General features: G+C 45.5%; 17 protein-coding genes. 5 read left to right on the top strand and 12 right to left on the bottom strand.

Annotation, left to right across the window (positions count from 1 at the left end):
• Nucleotides 1-7: 7 nt before the first annotated feature.
• Genes metH through OMP94_RS10415 form a run of 3 tightly spaced genes read left to right on the top strand, consistent with a single transcriptional unit; the run spans nucleotide 8 to nucleotide 5912 of the window.
• Complete coding sequence (gene metH / locus OMP94_RS10405) at nucleotides 8-3706, top strand: methionine synthase (protein WP_266278236.1); 3699 nt, start codon at nucleotides 8-10, stop codon at nucleotides 3704-3706.
• Nucleotides 3706-3909, top strand: coding sequence for a SlyX family protein (locus OMP94_RS10410; protein WP_266278237.1), 204 nt, complete (start codon nucleotides 3706-3708; stop codon nucleotides 3907-3909). The genes metH and OMP94_RS10410 overlap by 1 nt, the downstream gene beginning before the upstream one ends.
• Nucleotides 3910-3911: 2 nt before the next feature.
• Nucleotides 3912-5912: a GNAT family N-acetyltransferase gene (locus OMP94_RS10415; RefSeq protein ID WP_266278238.1), complete on the top strand. Its 2001-nt coding sequence runs from the start codon at nucleotides 3912-3914 to the stop codon at nucleotides 5910-5912.
• Here the strand turns inward: OMP94_RS10415 and OMP94_RS10420 are convergent.
• Genes OMP94_RS10420 through rluC form a run of 8 tightly spaced genes read right to left on the bottom strand, consistent with a single transcriptional unit; the run spans nucleotide 5889 to nucleotide 11474 of the window.
• On the bottom strand, nucleotides 5889-6242 hold the full coding sequence (locus OMP94_RS10420; RefSeq protein ID WP_266278239.1) for a Rieske (2Fe-2S) protein: 354 nt from the start codon (nucleotides 6240-6242) through the stop codon (nucleotides 5889-5891). The genes OMP94_RS10415 and OMP94_RS10420 overlap by 24 nt on opposite strands.
• An 8-nt stretch (nucleotides 6243-6250) precedes the next feature.
• Nucleotides 6251-7114, bottom strand: a complete 864-nt coding sequence (locus OMP94_RS10425) for a PfkB family carbohydrate kinase (protein ID WP_266278240.1) — start codon at nucleotides 7112-7114, stop codon at nucleotides 6251-6253.
• Nucleotides 7115-7128: 14 nt separating this feature from the next.
• Complete coding sequence (locus tag OMP94_RS10430; protein WP_266278241.1) at nucleotides 7129-7776, bottom strand: adenylate kinase; 648 nt, start codon at nucleotides 7774-7776, stop codon at nucleotides 7129-7131.
• A gap of 39 nt (nucleotides 7777-7815) precedes the next feature.
• Nucleotides 7816-8673: an HDOD domain-containing protein gene (locus OMP94_RS10435; protein ID WP_266278242.1), complete on the bottom strand. Its 858-nt coding sequence runs from the start codon at nucleotides 8671-8673 to the stop codon at nucleotides 7816-7818.
• Nucleotide 8674: 1 nt separating this feature from the next.
• Complete coding sequence (locus tag OMP94_RS10440; protein WP_266278243.1) at nucleotides 8675-8824, bottom strand: hypothetical protein; 150 nt, start codon at nucleotides 8822-8824, stop codon at nucleotides 8675-8677.
• Nucleotides 8824-9813, bottom strand: coding sequence for a S49 family peptidase (locus OMP94_RS10445; protein ID WP_266278244.1), 990 nt, complete (start codon nucleotides 9811-9813; stop codon nucleotides 8824-8826). The genes OMP94_RS10440 and OMP94_RS10445 overlap by 1 nt, the downstream gene beginning before the upstream one ends.
• Before the next feature lie 41 nt (nucleotides 9814-9854).
• Nucleotides 9855-10514 (bottom strand): HAD-IA family hydrolase, encoded by a 660-nt coding sequence (locus OMP94_RS10450; protein WP_266278245.1) that lies wholly within the window; start codon nucleotides 10512-10514, stop codon nucleotides 9855-9857.
• A gap of 9 nt (nucleotides 10515-10523) precedes the next feature.
• The gene (rluC, locus tag OMP94_RS10455) at nucleotides 10524-11474 is read right to left on the bottom strand and encodes a 23S rRNA pseudouridine(955/2504/2580) synthase RluC (RefSeq protein ID WP_266278246.1); all 951 of its coding nucleotides are present in this window, start codon (nucleotides 11472-11474) and stop codon (nucleotides 10524-10526) included.
• Between the two features lie 529 nt (nucleotides 11475-12003).
• Between rluC and OMP94_RS10460 the strand changes: the two genes are divergently transcribed.
• Both OMP94_RS10460 and OMP94_RS10465 read left to right on the top strand, forming a co-directional pair.
• Nucleotides 12004-14511, top strand: a complete 2508-nt coding sequence (locus OMP94_RS10460; protein WP_266278247.1) for an Rne/Rng family ribonuclease — start codon at nucleotides 12004-12006, stop codon at nucleotides 14509-14511.
• The gene (locus OMP94_RS10465) at nucleotides 14495-14767 is read left to right on the top strand and encodes a hypothetical protein (RefSeq protein ID WP_266278248.1); all 273 of its coding nucleotides are present in this window, start codon (nucleotides 14495-14497) and stop codon (nucleotides 14765-14767) included. Before OMP94_RS10460 ends, OMP94_RS10465 begins: the two co-directional genes overlap by 17 nt.
• A 27-nt stretch (nucleotides 14768-14794) precedes the next feature.
• Here the strand turns inward: OMP94_RS10465 and kdsB are convergent, their stop codons facing one another.
• From kdsB to OMP94_RS10485, 4 genes are all read right to left on the bottom strand, one after another.
• Entirely contained in the window at nucleotides 14795-15553 is a 759-nt protein-coding gene (gene kdsB, locus OMP94_RS10470) for a 3-deoxy-manno-octulosonate cytidylyltransferase (RefSeq protein WP_266278249.1), read from the bottom strand.
• The gene (locus OMP94_RS10475) at nucleotides 15553-15732 is read right to left on the bottom strand and encodes a Trm112 family protein (RefSeq protein ID WP_266278250.1); all 180 of its coding nucleotides are present in this window, start codon (nucleotides 15730-15732) and stop codon (nucleotides 15553-15555) included. Before OMP94_RS10475 ends, kdsB begins: the two co-directional genes overlap by 1 nt.
• On the bottom strand, nucleotides 15732-16706 hold the full coding sequence (gene lpxK / locus OMP94_RS10480; RefSeq protein ID WP_266278251.1) for a tetraacyldisaccharide 4'-kinase: 975 nt from the start codon (nucleotides 16704-16706) through the stop codon (nucleotides 15732-15734). The genes OMP94_RS10475 and lpxK overlap by 1 nt, the downstream gene beginning before the upstream one ends.
• A partial coding sequence (locus OMP94_RS10485) for an ABC transporter ATP-binding protein (protein ID WP_266278252.1) occupies nucleotides 16703-17543 on the bottom strand: 841 nt, incomplete at its 5' end. The genes OMP94_RS10485 and lpxK, both read right to left, overlap by 4 nt.

The raw sequence follows: 17543 nt of genomic DNA on the forward strand, positions 1-17543 counted from the left end.
AACCGTTTTGACCACTGTTTTTGAACAAGTCCAGCAACTGCTTGAACAACGCATTCTGATCCTCGATGGCGGCATGGGCACCATGCTGCAAAGCTATAAATTAACCGAGGACGATTTTCGCGGCGAACGGTTTACCAACCATCCGTGCGATGTCAAAGGCAACAACGATCTGTTGTCGATTACGCAGCCACAAATTATTCGTGATATTCACCGCGCTTATTTTGAAGCGGGTGCTGATATTGTCGAAACCAATACCTTCAACGGCACGTCGATTGCGATGGCGGATTACCAGATGGAAGATCTGGTGTATGAACTTAACAAAGTCTCAGCGGAAATTGCACGTGAAGTTGCTGATGAGTTCACCAAAGCCAATCCGGATAAACCCCGCTTTGTTACTGGCGTATTAGGGCCAACCAATCGTACCGCCAGTATTTCTCCTGATGTAAATAACCCAGGTTTTCGTAATGTCAGCTTTGACGAGTTGGTCGAGGCTTACCTTGAAGCCATTCGTGGCTTGGTCGATGGCGGCTCTGACATGCTATTGGTCGAAACCGTATTCGATACCTTAAATGCCAAAGCTGCGGTTTTTGCTATCGAAACTTATTTCGAGCAACACCAGATCCATTTACCGGTAATGATTTCTGGCACCATCACCGATGCCAGCGGCCGGACATTATCGGGACAAACAGCAGAAGCATTCTGGAATTCTTTATCACATGTTCAGCCACTGTCCATTGGTCTGAACTGTGCGTTAGGTGCTGAACAATTACGTCAGTATGTTGAAGAGCTGTCTTTAGTTTCGACGAGCTATGTCAGCGCGCATCCTAATGCGGGTTTGCCGAATGAATTCGGTGAATATGATGAATCACCAGAAGCCATGGCTTTTCACATTAAAGAGTGGGCTGAGTCTGGATTTTTAAATGTTATCGGTGGTTGTTGTGGTACGACGCCTGCCCACATTAAAGCGATTGCCGATGCCGTTGCGGGTGTGAAACCGCGCCAACGTCCAGCAAATAAACATCATTGTCGTTTAAGTGGTTTAGAGCCGTTAAATCTGACGCCAGATAGTTTGTTTACCAATATTGGTGAGCGTACCAACGTCACAGGCTCTTTACGCTTTGCCAAACTGATTAAAGAAGGTGATTTTGATACTGCTTTAGAAGTCGCTCGCCAACAGGTTGAGAACGGTGCTCAAATCATCGATATCAACATGGACGAGGGGATGCTGGATTCGCAGGAAGCGATGGTGACGTTCCTAAATCTGGTTGCTGCCGAACCGGATATCAGCCGTGTACCTATTATGATTGACTCATCTAAATGGGAAATCATTGAAGCTGGTCTGAAGTGTATTCAAGGTAAAGGGATTGTTAACTCAATCAGCTTGAAAGAAGGCGAAGAGAAATTTATCGAGCAGGCCAAATTGGTTAGGCGTTATGGCGCTGCTGTTATCGTCATGGCTTTTGATGAAACAGGACAAGCGGATACGCGTGAACGTAAACGTGAGATTTGTACCCGCAGTTATGAAATTCTGACTGAGCAAGTCCATTTCCCTCCTGAAGATATTATTTTCGATCCCAATATCTTTGCGGTCGCAACGGGTATCGAAGAACACAATAACTATGCGGTTGATTTCATCGAAGCAACGCGAGATATCAAACAAGCGCTGCCTCACGCCAGAGTAAGTGGTGGTGTGTCTAACGTCTCTTTCTCGTTCCGTGGGAATAACCCGGTTCGTGAGGCAATCCACGCCGTATTCTTATACCACGCAATCAAAGCGGGTATGGATATGGGTATCGTTAATGCCGGTCAGCTGGCAATTTATGATGATTTACCGACTGAGCTGCGTGAACATGTCGAAGACGTCATTCTGAACCGTCGTGATGATGCCACCGATCGTTTATTAGCTATTGCTGATAAATACAAAGGTGATGGCAGCGTCGAGAAAAAAGAAGATCTGGAATGGCGTAGCTTGCCAGTCGTCAAACGACTAGAGCATGCCTTGGTAAAAGGTATTGCTGATTTTGTTGATGAAGATACTGAAGAAGCGAGACAACAATACGCCAAACCGTTAGAAGTTATCGAAGGTCCATTGATGGACGGCATGAATGTCGTCGGTGACTTGTTCGGTGAGGGCAAAATGTTCTTGCCGCAGGTTGTTAAATCTGCGCGGGTGATGAAAAAAGCGGTTGCCTATTTGATGCCTTTTATCGAGGCAGAAAAAGACGACAGTACTGTCAGTAACAGTAATGGCAAAATCCTGATGGCGACCGTAAAAGGTGACGTTCACGATATTGGTAAAAATATCGTCGGCGTTGTCTTGCAGTGTAATAACTTCGAGATTATTGATCTTGGTGTTATGGTGCCAGCACAGACAATTCTCGATACAGCACGCAAAGAAAATGTCGATATCATTGGCCTGTCAGGTTTGATTACGCCATCGCTTGAAGAAATGGCGCATATGGCCAAAGAAATGCAGCGACTAGGGTTTGATAAGCCACTTATGATTGGTGGTGCGACGACTTCATTGATTCACACCGCGGTAAAAATCGACCCGAACTATGATGGGCCAGTGATTTATGTAAAAGATGCTTCTCGTGCCGTTGGTGTGGCGCAAAACTTGGTGAGCAAAATTACGCGAGATGATTTTGTCAGCAAAACCAAAGCGGATTATCAAACAAAACGCGAGCAGCATCAGGGCCGTAAATCCACCCGACGTTTATTGACGCTCAATCAAGCGCGCGCCAATAAAACCAAAATTGATTGGTCGGCATATCAGCCAAAAGTACCCAATCAGCCGGGCGTCACCGTATTAGATGATTATCCATTATCGGAGCTGATTGAACGCATCGATTGGACACCATTTTTCCAATCTTGGGAGTTAGCGGGGCGTTATCCACGAATTCTCAGTGATGAAGTAGTTGGTGAACATGCCACACATTTGTTTAACGACGCACAGAAAATGCTAAAACAAATCGTTGATGAGAAATGGCTAAAAGCTCGTGCAGTGATTGGTTTATTCCCGGCGAATACTGTTAACGACGACGATATTGAAGTCTACACTGACGACAGTCGTGAAACCGTCAGAATGACGTTACATTCTCTGCGTCAGCAAAGTGAGAAGCCACCTGGTCGTCCGAATGCATCCTTATCTGATTATTTGGCACCAAAAGACAGTGGCGTTCAGGATTATATTGGCGCTTTTGCGGTAACGGCGGGTATTGGTATTGATGAGCATGTCGCGCGTTTTGAAGCTGACCATGACGATTATCACAGCATTATGCTGAAAGCCTTGGCAGATCGATTGGCAGAAGCTCTAGCTGAACGGATGCATGAGCGAGTTCGTAAAGAGTTGTGGGGCTATAAAGCGGATGAGCAACTCGATAACGAAGCATTGATTGATGAGAAGTATCAGGGCATCAGACCTGCGCCGGGTTATCCAGCTTGCCCGGATCACACTGAAAAAGATCTGCTGTGGCAGTTACTCGATGTTGAACAGCGTATTGGCATGACGCTGACTGAAAGTTATGCGATGTTGCCAACAGCGGCGGTCAGCGGTTTCTATTTTGCGCACCCAGACTCGCGTTATTTTGGTCTTGGCAAAATTACGGAAGATCAGGTTAAAGATTACGCTCAACGTAAAAACTGGGATATGGCGACTGCTGAGCGTTGGTTAGCGCCAGCACTTTCATATGATGGTGACGACTGATGAATGACGATATTATTGAGCTGCAAACCCGTATCGCTTTTCAGGATGGGGTGATTGAGCAATTAAATCAGGTGGTCACCAAGCAGCAAAATCAAATTGATCGTTTGCAACGTCAGTTAGATAAATTGGGCGGTCAAGTTGAAACGCTGCAACACGATCAATTAATGCGTCAGGCCGACGAACCACCGCCACCGCATTACTAGGCATGGCTGCAGCACAACGGCTTACGGTTTTTTGTCAGGGTGACGCAGAGGTTGCACGGCAAAATATCGAAGCCTATTTGGCTGCTCGGCCCAATTTAACTGTCTTGTGGTTAGCTGAGCAGCGCGATCCTGATAAACAAATCATCAGTCAGTCTCAGGCAAACCAGTTTCTGGGGCAGGAAGTCGACCTGCTGGTTTTTGATGCTAGCCATCAATGTCGTCCTGATTCACTTGGCGCAGCACTTGGTACCTTACGTGGTGGCGGTATTTTTTTCCTATTACTGCCAGACACAACCGAAAGTTTTTGGCTGCAACGTTTTATCAAGTTCGCTATTTCCTTTACAGCTAACACATCACAGGCCATGTTTTGGCGTTCTGGTGACAACTGGCCCCATTTGCCAGAAGTAACGCCAAAAAAGACACCGTTTTCCCTTACCCAAGATCAACGCGCGGCTTTAGCTGCCATTGATAAAGTTATGCACGGGCATCGTCGTCGGCCACTGTTAATAACTGCTGATCGTGGCCGTGGTAAATCAGCTGTGTTGGGTATCGCTGCTGCGAACTTTATTAAGCGAGGTAAAACTCAAATATTGGTGACTGCACCTTCAAAAGCAGCGGTAGTCACTTTATATCAGCATGCGTCAAAACAATTGGGGTGCGAGAGCAATGACCCAACATTGTTGGCGTCTATTCGTTTTATGGCACCAGAGCAATTGCTGCATAAGCTCCCTGAGACTGATTTACTGCTGGTGGATGAGGCGGCGGCGTTACCCCAGGCTGTATTACATAAACTTGTAAAACATTACGCGCGAGTGGTGTTTGCCAGCACATTGCATGGTTATGAAGGCTCTGGTTCGGGTTTTAAATTGCAGTTTGCCAAACTGCTCGATGAAGCAGCACCAGGTTGGCAAGAAATGAAATTGACCATGCCGGTTCGTTGGGCAGTTGATGATGCACTGGAGCAGTTTAGTTATCAGGCATTGTTGCTAAACACCACGCAAGAAAACCCAACTGAAACTGAGAATGGAACGATAGTATTTAACACTGTTTCACCAAAACAGTTATTAGCTGATGAAAAATTGCTGCAGCAATTATTTGCACTGTTAGTAAATGCCCATTACCGGACTAGGCCATCTGATTTACAAGCCATTTTAGATGATGACAACCGCACAACTTACCTTTTGTTTAAAGGCGCCGTTTTAATTGGTGCCGGCTGGATTAATCAGGAAGGACCATTAGCAGAAAACTTGGCTTTGGCAGTCCATCAAGGCCAACGACGTTTACCGAGTCAATTATTACCCCAGAGTTTATTGACCCAAGCTGGCGATCTGCAAGCAGGTTCTTTGAATTACCAGCGAATCATACGCATTGCTATACAGGCGGAGTACCAACAACAGGGGTACGGCACACAGCTATTAAACGGCATCGAAGCAGAGTTGCCTACCAACACAGATATTCTTGGCTGTAGCTTTGCTTTTCAAGAAGCGGTTTATGCGTTTTGGTTTAAAAATGCTTTTAAACCAGTTCGTTTAGGCTTACATGAAGATACCGTCAGTGCCGGTAGGGCGGTGGTCATGCTAAAGCCAAAATCAGCAAGCGGGGAGAGGCTGATTGGGTTGTTACAAACTCGTTTAGCTGAACAATGGCCGACATTATTACCACGTTATTATGCAGACTTGCCTGCTTCGCAAGTTAAATTAATAAGCGAAAGTTTGCCTTTGTCTTCCTTAAATTTATCCGCGATGGATAAAGCGGACATCGCTGGATTTATCCATGGACAGAGAGCGCTGGAGTTTAGTTTTGTACCGATGTTGAAATGGCTTTGGGATATGGTGTCAGAAGCAAAATTGACCAATATTACGGTTGAGCAGCAAGCTTTGTTAATAGAGGTTTTTTTACAGCAAAAGCCAATAACGGTTGTTTGCCAGCAGCATCAACTCTCGGGGCAAAAAGCCTTATTAAAGGCTTTAAGAGATTGTTTAAGCAGCTTGTGGTCTGACTAAGTAAATATCACCTGCTGTATCGGTTTCGATATTGAGTAATGTCAGGCTTTGACCACGACATGGTCCTGAAATACACAAACCATTATCTGGGTTAAACAATGCACCATGTGTACTGCACTGGATGTGAGTTTCCTCTAATGACATGAATGCATCAGGTTGCCAATTAAGCGGAATACCTAAATGTGGGCAGTGATTTAGGTAAGCGTATACTTTGCCTTCAAACCGTAAGAGAAAACCAGCCAGCTTGTCATCAGCAATCGTGACTTCAAACTCTTTTGGGGCATTTTCCTTGAGCGCTTTTTCAGTCATCAGATAAACGCGGTCAGTCATAGTGTCATTTATTCCATAATTCGGTGTAAATCAGCAAAGCCATGTTGGCTACATTTGAGGCCTGCGAGTTGGCTGGCAAATTCTAAAACAGCGTTATCTGGCCATTGATTTACCATGCCATGAATTAGGCCAGCATTCAAAGTATCACCAGCACCTAATGTATCAACTACGCTCGTTAATGCTGTCGCCGGCTGAAGTCCAATCTGATCATCAAATTTATAGCCAATACCATCCGCTCCCCAACTACACGTTGCTTTAGCTGCAGGAAAATTTTTTAAGAACCTGAGGGCATTATCAAACCCAGCTGCTTTGGCAAAAGGCTGTGAAGCCATGATAAATGAGGCGTTATCGAGCAGTTGTTCTATACCATCTCTTGGTTTTTCAAATTCAACTGAGCGTGGTATTTCCGGGTAATGCTTGGTCGCGTAGGCTAACATTTTTAAGGTTTCGGAAATATTACGACCTTCGAAATGAATCCAGTCGTAGCTACTTAAGTCAATTGCTTGGAAAGCGTCGAATGCTAATTCAGGGCAGTCACGATGATGCACAATGGTGCGGCTACCATTTTTGGCATTGACGGTAATGTAAGAGGTTGGCATTTTGCCGTTTTCAAGCCGCTGGCAATGCTGATAATTGACCTGATAATTATCAAACTCCTGCGTGATCAAAGCGAGGTCAGGTTCGTCGATAAGCACCCCAACAAAATCTACCTGATGACCCAGTTGACTTAATACAATGGCGGTATTACTTGCATTACCGCCACGGCATTGCTGTTGTGATATAGCGCGGACTTCGTCATCTTCAGCTGGGTAAGTTGCCACCAGATTGATAATATCAAGGGTGGCGATCCCAACAGTTAAAATCCGCGCCATACCTTTCTAGAAACTTAGAGTTTCTCGAAGATCTCGCAGACGGCATTGGTGATTTGGTTGATATCACCAGTACCTTTAATCGCATGTAACTTGTCTTTTGATTGGTAGTAACCGATCAATGGCGCTGTTTGTTCTTCGTAGACTTTTAAACGATTCCCAATGGTTTCTTCATTATCGTCTTGGCGTTGGAACAATTCGCCACCACATTTATCACATTCACCTTCTTTTTGCGGTGGTGATAAATGTACGTTAAAAATGGCGCCACAGCTTTTACATGTACGACGACCAGTCAGACGTTGCATCAACTCTTCAAAAGGAACATCGAGTAACACCACACCTTCTAATGGCTGACCAACTTCACTCAGCATCGTGTCTAATGCTTCTGCTTGTGGAATATTGCGTGGGAAACCATCAAGAATGTAGCCGTTTTGAGCATCATCTTGCGACAAACGTTCACGAATAAGACCAATGACGATATCGTCAGAAACTAGTGCACCGGCATCCATCGCAGATTTGGCTTTTTTACCCAGCTCGCTGCCATCAGCAACTGCCGCGCGCAGTAAATCACCAGTAGAGATTTGTGGAATAGTGAAGTGTTTGGCTAAAAATACGCCTTGTGTACCCTTGCCGGAACCCGGCGCGCCAAGTAATACGGTTCTCATGTTTGCCTCTTACGCTTTAAATAATATGTTGTTATGAATTTAGTTTTCAGGTCGCATTAATGCGGCTAGTGTATCAAGCTGGTCGCTGACATTTGCCAGCAAAGACTCAATAGCACTTGTTTCGAGATTTAATGATTGCCAAGCCTGTGGATCGAGAGGTGGCACATGTTGATCACCATTGTGACCAAATGGCACGCTGCTCACCAATACATCAGCAATATGCACAATATTTACGTCTATCGCAGGTTGTGGGGCCGATGACGGTACGTGATGATATCGTGCAACGACAGCCAGTGATTCTGGAAGTCGCCAGTTCTGTATCAGTACAGCACCGACTTCACCATGATCAAAACCAATCAAACGCTTTTCTGCTTCGTGTAACACTTCATGCCCAAAGCGAGCGCTATTGATTGCTTCACGCGCAAGTTCCGGTACTGACTGATACAACACTAAGCTGCCAATATTGTGCAGAAGTCCAGCAATAAAATATGGTTCTGGTTGATTTTGATGCGTCGCTTCAGCTAAATATTTTGCTGTAATTGCACACGCTAAACTGTGTCGCCAAAAAGTATCCATATCCATCAAATTCGATGGGATACCACGAAAAGCATTCATCACTGACGTCGCTAAAACAAGATGCGTCAGCTCACGAGTACCAATAATGGTGATCGCTCGTGAAATGGTTTTGATTTGTGACGGGAAGCCATAAAAAGGGCTATTGACGATTTTAAGCAATCGAGTGGTGAGCGCTGGATCGGTATTAATGACTGCGCTGATGTCATCAATTGCACTATCCGGATCACTAATTAACGCGTCCAGCCGAGCATAGGTGGTTGGCGCTGAAACTAAATCCAACGATTTATTGACCAGTGATTGCGGCGTCAGCGTGAGTGTCATCTTAGTCAGTCTCTGGTGGCGCTGATTTTGTCAGTTGAAAGTTGAACAATACCTGCATCAATGGATGCGTCAAATCTGTATAGCGAAATAGCTCTACACGATCTTGAAGTGTCGACTCTTCAAATTCATTGGCAGGTATAAAATCGCTCATTAGCGCAAACTCCAGTGACTGCTACTTTGTAACATTTGTCCGATGCTTGCACCGAGTTTACCGGCAAAACGATCAAGATAGTTAGGTCTTGGTGTGTAATCAACGATCTCTTCTGCACCAACGATGTCACGGGCAACCATACTACTGCTACCCAAGCCATCAATAAGGCCTAACCCAAGTGCTTGTTCGCCCGACCAGAATAGACCTGAAAATAATTTGTCATCTTCGGCATTAATACGATCGCCACGGCCAGTTTTGACCACATCGATAAATTGTTGGTGTACGTTTGCCAGCATGTCATTGGCATGCTCAACATCCGTTTCTTTCAGCGGCATAAATGGGTCGAGAAATGATTTATTTTGTCCGGCAGTTAGCGAACGGCGCTCGATACCTAATTTGTCGATAGCTTCAGTAAAACCAAAGCTATCCATACGCACACCGATAGAGCCAACAATACTGGCCTTATCAGCATAAATTTCATCTGCTGCAACAGCGATGTAATAGCCACCTGATGCACAAATATCTTGGACAACCGCATAAACAGGGAAATCAGGACGAGTTTGTTTTAAACGGCGAATTTCGTCGTTGATAATGCCTGATTGGACTGGGCTGCCGCCAGGTGTGTTGAGTCGTAAGATTAATGCTTGAGCTTCATTGGATTTGAAAGCATTACGAATGCCTGTGACCACCGTATCGGCGTTGGCATCTGCATCCGCACTGATGACACCAGTAATATCAACCAATGCTGTGTGCTGACCGGTTTGCATACTTTTTTCGCCACCCGGCAACATTAAAAACATGAAGGCGAATAGGTATAGTAGGAATAAGCCCTTGAAAACGTAACCCCAGCGACGACTATTACGTTGTTCTTTGATGGCAGCATAAGCAAGATCTTGCAGTACTTTACGTTCCCACTGCGGCGAATCAGCACTGTCTGAAGTTTGTGAGCTTGCTTTGTGATCGTTTGGAAAATCACCAAATGTTGCCATGTGCCGGAATCCTACGGTCTATTAAAAGGAGCTACATCATATCAAAACGTAGCGTATCTGCTATCAAGCCAACTTTCTAATCCATATAAATCATCGACAATCGTCTCAGGATCGCATGCTGCTAGCGAGGCATAGTCATGGGCACCATGGCTGATACCAACACTTTTTGTGCCAGCATTTTTGGCCATTAACAGATCAAATTCAGTGTCACCAATCATCAATGTTTCTGTCGGCATCACGCCACAGAAATCCATGATTTCGTTGAGCATGTGCGGGTTAGGTTTTGAATGCGACTCATCAGCGCAGCGGGTTGTCACAAACATGTTACCTAAACCGGTTTCACCAAGCACTTTATTAAGACCGCGTCGGCTTTTTCCTGTTGCGACACCAAGCATGATGTTTTGAGCGGCAAGCTTTTGTAGTACGACGCGAGCATTAGCAAAAAGAGGGGCTTCAAAAGGATGGTTAAGCCAAATTTCACGATATTTATCGGCTAAGGCCTGTGCCTGAATTGCATTGCTGTCTGGATAGAGTGTCTTGACGGCTTCAGGTAACCCTAAACCAATAATATGACTAATCTGCTTATCGGTAAGTGTTGGCATGCCAAGTTTTTGAATTGCCTCACGCATACAAAACACGATGTGGCCAGTAGAGTCCATCAAAGTGCCATCCCAATCGAAAACAATTAGTGAGTAGGCCATGTGTAATCTTTATTTTAGTTGCTTGATAAAATCTGTCAGTTCGTTTGGCAGTGGCGCGGTAAGCTGCAGTCGCTGCTCTGTTCCAGGGTGAGCGACATTTAATCGCCAAGCATGTAAAAACATGCGATTTAACCCTTTTTGTTTGAGCTGTTTGTTAAATTCTCGGTGTCCGTATTTACTGTCACCAGCTACGGGATGTTGGCTTGAAGCTGAATGTACACGAATCTGGTGGGTACGACCGGTAAACAGTTTGACTTCCATTAGCTGGCAGTCAGCAAATGTTTCTTTGACGATGAATTGGGTTTTTGATGGTTTACCAGCGTCATCAACCACCACCATATTTTCACCGCCAATAACGGTATTTTTGAGTAATGGTTTTTCGACGATAAGGTCATCTTTAGGCCATTTACCATAAGTTAGCGTGAGGTAACGTTTATCAATATCGTTGCCTCGCATTTGGTTTTGAAGATGGAGTAATGCATCACGACGCTTGGCCACTAATAAGCAACCTGAAGTATCACGGTCTAGACGGTGTACTAGTTCCAAAAAAGGCGCGTCGGGACGCAATTTTTTGAGCGCTTCGATGACACCTGTTTGGATTTGCGTGCCAGCATGAACGGCTAAGCCTTCAGGTTTATTTAGCACCAGAAGCCAATCATCCTCATAAAGGATCTGCTCTTGAAGAATTTTTGCCAAACTATCGCTGACGTGGACGATATCGGTTTTTTCAGTAACGCGTAGAGGAGGCACACGGACTTCATCGCCAGCGGCTAGTTTATAAGTCTGTTTGACACGACCTTTGTTGACCCGAACCTCACCTTTGCGCAATGCTCGATAAATTCGGCTTTTGGGAACACCTTTTTCTAGTGTTATCAAAAAATTATCGATACGTTGCCCAGCTTGTTCGGCACGTATAGTAATAAATTGGACCGTTGGTGATTTTTGTTTGGGCTCGACCATCTATTTGAGAACTTTAATTTGCTTGCTGACAACGCACCGTACTGCTATATTCGTAGGTTGGTCTGTCCATAAAATTGTTCAGTATACTGACTTTTCATAAAACAGGCCGGAATACCACGTCGCGCCCTACACAAAAGAAGCTAGGTTGATGCGGCGATAAGAAACGAATTATATGACGCTGAACAGGGGTTCAGTGACAAATGGGGCCCGAGAGTCGGGTCTGTATGAGAATAATGGTTCCACGTCCCGGCGACAGCACAACAAACAGTAAAAATTGTAGCGGGCAGGACGGCAAGAAATAATCAAGGCATGGGCTGAAGGCAGTCCGTTTGCCACACGACTGCAGAACCCTATTGCAGTTAACAGAAACGAAGAGCTGACGTCGCGCCGGCAGCATAGAAGCCAAGCCGGGCGCTGAAAATTTGATTATTTTGCGAATGCAGCTGATCTGCATGTCCACCTCAATGTAGCTACAGTTATATCTCGTAGCTAGCCGTGGGATGTGTGAGCCTCAAATTGAGGTTTATGCATGAAACGTATTTTAATAAACGCGACTCATGAAGAAGAGTTGCGTGTTGCGATGGTCGATGGCCAGCGCTTGTTTGATTTAGATATCGATACCCCTTCCAGAGAACAGAAAAAAGGCAATATTTACAAAGGCAAAATTACTCGCGTAGAGCCGAGTTTAGAAGCTGTTTTTGTTGAATATGGTTCTGAGCGACAAGGCTTTTTACCACTTAAAGAAATTGCCAAAGAATATTTCCGTCCAGCCAATAACGATGGCGAAAGCAACGGCCGTATCAATGTCCAGGATGTCCTGTCTGTTGGTCAGGAGCTGGTTGTTCAAATTGAAAAAGAAGAGCGTGGCAACAAAGGCGCTGCGTTAACCACCTTTATTAGCCTTGCTGGTCGTTACCTTGTGTTGATGCCTAACAGCCCTCGTGCTGGCGGTATTTCTCGTCGCATCGAAGGTGAAGAGCGAGCTGAATTACAAGAAGCATTACGCTCCTTAGAAGTGCCTGATGGCATGGGCATGATTGTTCGTACAGCAGGTGTCGGCAAGCAACCTGAAGAACTGCAATGGGATCTTGAATATCTTCTGCAACTTTGGACTGCGATTGATACCGCGACTAAAGACCGTCCTGCGCCATTCTTGGTCTACCAAGAAAGCAACATCATCATTCGTGCTCTCCGTGATTACCTCCGTAAAGATATCGGTGAAATCTTGGTTGATTCACCTGAAGTCTACCAAACAGGTTATGACTTCATGCGTATGGTCATGCCGCATGACTTGAGCAAATTTAAGCTTTACCAAGATAAAGTGCCTTTGTTCACTCGCTATCAAGTTGAGAGCCAAATTGAGAGTGCATTCCGTCACGAAGTGCGTTTGCCATCAGGCGGTGCGTTGGTTATTGACCCAACTGAAGCTTTGATTTCAATTGACGTTAACTCGGCTCGCGCTAACAAAGGTGGCGATATTGAAGAAACCGCTTTCAATACCAACCTTGAAGCGGCTGAAGAAATTGCCCGTCAATTACGCTTACGTGACCTGGGTGGGCTGGTCGTTATCGACTTTATCGATATGGGACCTACTCGTCATCAACGTGAGGTTGAAAACCGTTTACGTGAACATTTAAAAGCAGACCGTGCCCGCGTACAAGTTGGCCGTATCTCACGCTTTGGTTTGTTGGAAATGTCACGCCAGCGCCTACGCCCGGCATTAGGTGATGCACACCAAGAAGTCTGTCCACGATGTGCTGGTTTAGGTCATGTTCGTGGTGTCGAATCGTTAGGTTTGGCTGTGTTACGCCTGCTGGAAGAAGATGCGACTAAAGACCGTGTCACGCAGTTAGTTGTTCAGCTGCCTGTTGCTGTTGCAACGTTTATGCTGAATGAGAAACGTGCGCAGCTCGATATTATTGAGAAACGTCATAACGTGCGTGTGTTATTGATTCCAAACCCACATTTGGAAACACCACACTACGATATAGAACGTATTAAAGATGGTGCAGAGCGTAGCAGCACAAGTCATCAGTTGATTTCATCACCTGATTTAGAAACACCCGCTGTATTGAAAGACAAGCCTACGATGGAGCAACCTGCGGTTACTGGTATCTCACCAGCAGCGCCCGCGCCAATCATTAACAAACAACCTGAACCTGTACGTAAGCCAAGTCTACTAAAAAGATTACTGGGGGTTCTGACTGGGAATCAGGTCGATAATAGCGAAATGACGGATAAGAATAATAAGACGAACAAACCACAAACAGCTGAAGACGGTAATGACAGACGAAATGGAAATCGTCGCAGCCGGGGGGGGCGAAATAATAACCGTCGTGGTGGGAGTAAGAATGGTGCCCGTCGTGATGAAACTAATGTAGAAAATAGTAATGATGACGTTAAAGACAATTCGGCAACGGATGGTACCAGCAAACCAGCACGTTCACGTCAGCAACGTCCAGCACGTCGTAATGACAACAACGATAACGCTGTTAAGTCAGCAGAAACCGTAGAAAACACTAACGAAAACGTTACGAAGTCTGAAAACGGCAATAGTGAAGATGATCGCAATCGTAATAACGCACGTCGTTCAAGACGTGGTGGTCGCCGCCGTCGTGGTCGTAGCGACGGTGATAATGCAACTAAAGCACCTGTAGCGGAAGATGCGGGTAATCAGTTACCACCAGCTAAAGAAGAAGTGAATGGCAATGCTATTCCTGAGCCAGAGCCTGAAGTAAATGGTAACGTCGTTCGCAGTAATGATGCCCCTGAAATTGATGGCAATAAAGTACCTGCTGCCAAAGCACCGCGTCGCTCTAAAAGTAGCACTGGTAGCAGTAATCGTCGCCGTCGTTCACCAGCTAAAACACAAGAAGCTGGGGCTGAAGGAGCAACGGATAAAGCTGCTGAGCCAAAGGCAAAAGAATCTGCGCCAAAGGTAGCCAAAAAAGAGACATCGGCAGATAATGGATCGCAACAGCAAGATTCACCAAAAGTGACTGAAGCGAGCCAAACTAGCGATGCCAGCGAAAAGTAACTTATCACGTGAAGATCTGCTGACCTTAATTGGTCAGCAGATTATTTATAACCGTCAGCAATGTGAAATTATTGAACTGCTCGATGGTTGTGAATTAGTACTACAAGTCCTCAATACCGACAGTAATATTCAGCCAACGCAATATGGTGAAGGGCATCGTCCAGTTCCAGTCACCTACACCTTGCCTATTTTTGATGGTGAAGGCCATTTGCATGCTGAACTGGTTGCTGCAGGTTTAGACAAAAAACTTCCCTAGATTGCCGACCCTCACTTCAGAGAGTGTTTAGGCTGAGGCTAAAAGTTTTTCAGCAATCAGTAAATCTGCTTCGGTATCAACACCATGGCCAGGGGCAATCGTTGCCTCTGTCAAATGAATACGGTTACCGTGATAGAGCGCACGTAATTGTTCCAAAGATTCGAACTGCTCGATTGTGCAAGGCGCAAAATCTGCATACCGTTGTAAATAGCTTGTTCGGTAAGCATACAGGCCGATATGGCGTTTATGAGGTAATTCGGTTGGTAATGGTTTGTTTTCACCAAATACCCCACGTAACCATGGTATTGGCGCACGACTGAAATACAAAGCATACCCCTGAGCGTCAACCAGCACTTTGACCACATTGGCATCAAAAATTTGCTCAGCTGACTCAATACGACTGTACAAAGAGGTCATTGCTGCTTTGCTGTGCTCAGCCAAATCGTGAGCTACCTGATTGATGAGTTGAGCTGGCAGACAAGGTTCGTCACCTTGGACGTTAACAATGATTTCGGCAGGATCAAACCCACGTTGTATTGCCACCTCAGCCAAACGATCAGTGCCTGACTGATGATCGGCTCTTGTCATACAGACATCAGCACCAAAGGCCGTTGCCACTTCAGCGATACGTTGATCATCTGTGGCAATGATGGCACTTTCCGCTTCACTTTCTAATGCACGCTCGTAAACGTGTTGGATCATCGGTTTGCCTGCGATATCTCTTAATGGTTTGCCAGGTAGTCGAGTCGATGCAAAGCGTGCAGGAATGACAACACGGAAAGTCATTAAATTTCCTCGTCGGCAGCTAATTCACGTGCCTCTTCAGCAAGCATGACAGGAATGTCATCACGAACTGGATAGGCGATGCGGCATGCTGGGCAAACTAATTCCTGCTTGGCTTTGTTGTATTGCACACTGCTCTTGCAGATAGGGCAGGCGAGGATTTCCAGTAACGTTTTATCCATTATTGTTCCTTTAAACGGCTTGCAATTGTCTCAGCTAAGGCTTCAGGTAATATGGCTTCAGCTGGGACTGACCAATAATTTTCGTTGGCAAATTTGGCACATTTTACCGCATCTTTTTCGGTCATCAGAATTGGCAGATCATCATTAAACTGCAAGTCTTCGACTAGATAGTCATGATGATCCGGAAAAGGGTGTTCAATCAGCGTTAAACCTAGCTGACGTAATTGCGTAAAAAAGCGTGAAGGATCGCCGATACCTGCAACGGCATGTACAGTCTGCTCCCTAAAGTCGTGAAGCGTTCGACGTGTGTCTGTGGTGAGGTTAACGGCATTTCCAATAGCCAAATGCATTGACCATGGTTTGTCGTTAGCGCCATGCCAGATCACAAAATCAACACAATTAAGTCGTGATATGGGCTCACGTAGAGGGCCAGCAGGTAGACAAAAACCATTACCAAAGCCACGGCGGCTATCCACCACCACCAACTCAATGTCACGATTTAAACGATAATGTTGTAGGCCATCATCACTAATGATGATGTCGCAGTCAGACTCAGCTAATAATTGCTGACCGGCAGCAATACGATCTGGCGCAACGACAACTGGGCAGCCACTCCGCATAGCCAGTAATTTGGGTTCATCACCCGATTCACTTGTCGGCGTTGTTGCAGTAACTGTTAATGGATAGTGTTTGGCGTTACCACCATAACCTCGACTAATGATGCCCGGCTGAAAACCTTGTTGTTTAAGCTTTTCAGCGAGCCAAAGAGCGACTGGTGTTTTACCACTTCCACCAACACTGATATTGCCAACAATAATGACGGGGACGGACAAGCTTTGACTGGCAAAAATACCGACTTGATATGCTCTGCGACGTAATGTCGTGATAAGCCTATATACGCCGCTTAGCGGGCTTAAAAGCCAACGAAGTGGGCTAGGGCGATACCAGCGAGAGGTTAACCAATCAGCCTTCATTCTTGTTGAAATTGCAGGCGGTAAAGCTCAGCGTAATGTTGACCATGCGCCAAGAGTTCTTGGTGAGTACCTGTTTCAATAATTCGGCCTTGGTGCATCACCACAATTTGATCGGCTTTTTCGATAGTAGACAGGCGGTGTGCAATAACCAATGTCGTACGACTTTGCATCAGGTTTTCTAAGGCTGCTTGGATATGACGTTCTGCTTCACTATCTAGTGAGGCAGTGGCTTCATCAAGGATCAAGATAGGGGAGTCACGTAATAAGGCACGCGCAATAGCGAGTCGTTGTCTTTGTCCACCCGACAATAAAACACCATTTTCACCAACCTGCGTTTGTAAACCTTCTGGCAGTTTGCTGATGAAATTCCATGCATGTGCCGCTTTAGCTGCGGCGATAACTTCTTCTTCTGATATTTCTTTTTGCTGGCCGTAACAAATATTGTTGGCAACAGTGTCATTAAACAAGATGACTTGTTGGTTTACTAATGAGATTTGTTGGCGTAAGTCAGCCAGTTTCAGCGTATTGATATCAATACCATCAATATGGATATTACCTTGCAGGCCCGTGTAAAAACGTGCCAATAAGCTGACTAATGTCGTTTTACCACTGCCTGAGTGACCAACAAACGCAATCGTTTCGCCAGCTTTCACATTGAAGCTAATATCGCTAAGTACCGGTTGCGGACTACCTTGATAACTAAAGCTTACGCGGTCATATTGAATATCACCTTTGGCACGCTCCATATGACGTGTGCCGTTATCTACTTCAGTTTCTTCATCAAGCAGCGAAAAAATACTATCCGCAGCAGCAATACCCGCTTGCAGTTTGGCGTTG

Origin of the sequence: Methylophaga sp. OBS3 (assembly GCF_026319325.1) — a bacterium.
Lineage (GTDB): Bacteria > Pseudomonadota > Gammaproteobacteria > Nitrosococcales > Methylophagaceae > Methylophaga.

Coding starts and splice junctions, on each gene's coding strand:
- OMP94_RS10410 (WP_266278237.1), top strand. CDS start 3,706: ATGAATGACGATATTATTGAGCTGCAAACCCGTATCGCTTTTCAGGAT.
- OMP94_RS10415 (WP_266278238.1), top strand. CDS start 3,912: ATGGCTGCAGCACAACGGCTTACGGTTTTTTGTCAGGGTGACGCAGAG.
- rluC (WP_266278246.1), bottom strand. CDS start 11,474: ATGGTCGAGCCCAAACAAAAATCACCAACGGTCCAATTTATTACTATA.
- OMP94_RS10450 (WP_266278245.1), bottom strand. CDS start 10,514: ATGGCCTACTCACTAATTGTTTTCGATTGGGATGGCACTTTGATGGAC.
- OMP94_RS10465 (WP_266278248.1), top strand. CDS start 14,495: ATGCCAGCGAAAAGTAACTTATCACGTGAAGATCTGCTGACCTTAATT.
- OMP94_RS10445 (WP_266278244.1), bottom strand. CDS start 9,813: ATGGCAACATTTGGTGATTTTCCAAACGATCACAAAGCAAGCTCACAA.
- OMP94_RS10440 (WP_266278243.1), bottom strand. CDS start 8,824: ATGAGCGATTTTATACCTGCCAATGAATTTGAAGAGTCGACACTTCAA.
- lpxK (WP_266278251.1), bottom strand. CDS start 16,706: ATGAAGGCTGATTGGTTAACCTCTCGCTGGTATCGCCCTAGCCCACTT.
- OMP94_RS10475 (WP_266278250.1), bottom strand. CDS start 15,732: ATGGATAAAACGTTACTGGAAATCCTCGCCTGCCCTATCTGCAAGAGC.
- OMP94_RS10425 (WP_266278240.1), bottom strand. CDS start 7,114: ATGGCGCGGATTTTAACTGTTGGGATCGCCACCCTTGATATTATCAAT.
- OMP94_RS10435 (WP_266278242.1), bottom strand. CDS start 8,673: ATGACACTCACGCTGACGCCGCAATCACTGGTCAATAAATCGTTGGAT.
- OMP94_RS10420 (WP_266278239.1), bottom strand. CDS start 6,242: ATGACTGACCGCGTTTATCTGATGACTGAAAAAGCGCTCAAGGAAAAT.
- OMP94_RS10430 (WP_266278241.1), bottom strand. CDS start 7,776: ATGAGAACCGTATTACTTGGCGCGCCGGGTTCCGGCAAGGGTACACAA.
- kdsB (WP_266278249.1), bottom strand. CDS start 15,553: ATGACTTTCCGTGTTGTCATTCCTGCACGCTTTGCATCGACTCGACTA.
- OMP94_RS10460 (WP_266278247.1), top strand. CDS start 12,004: ATGAAACGTATTTTAATAAACGCGACTCATGAAGAAGAGTTGCGTGTT.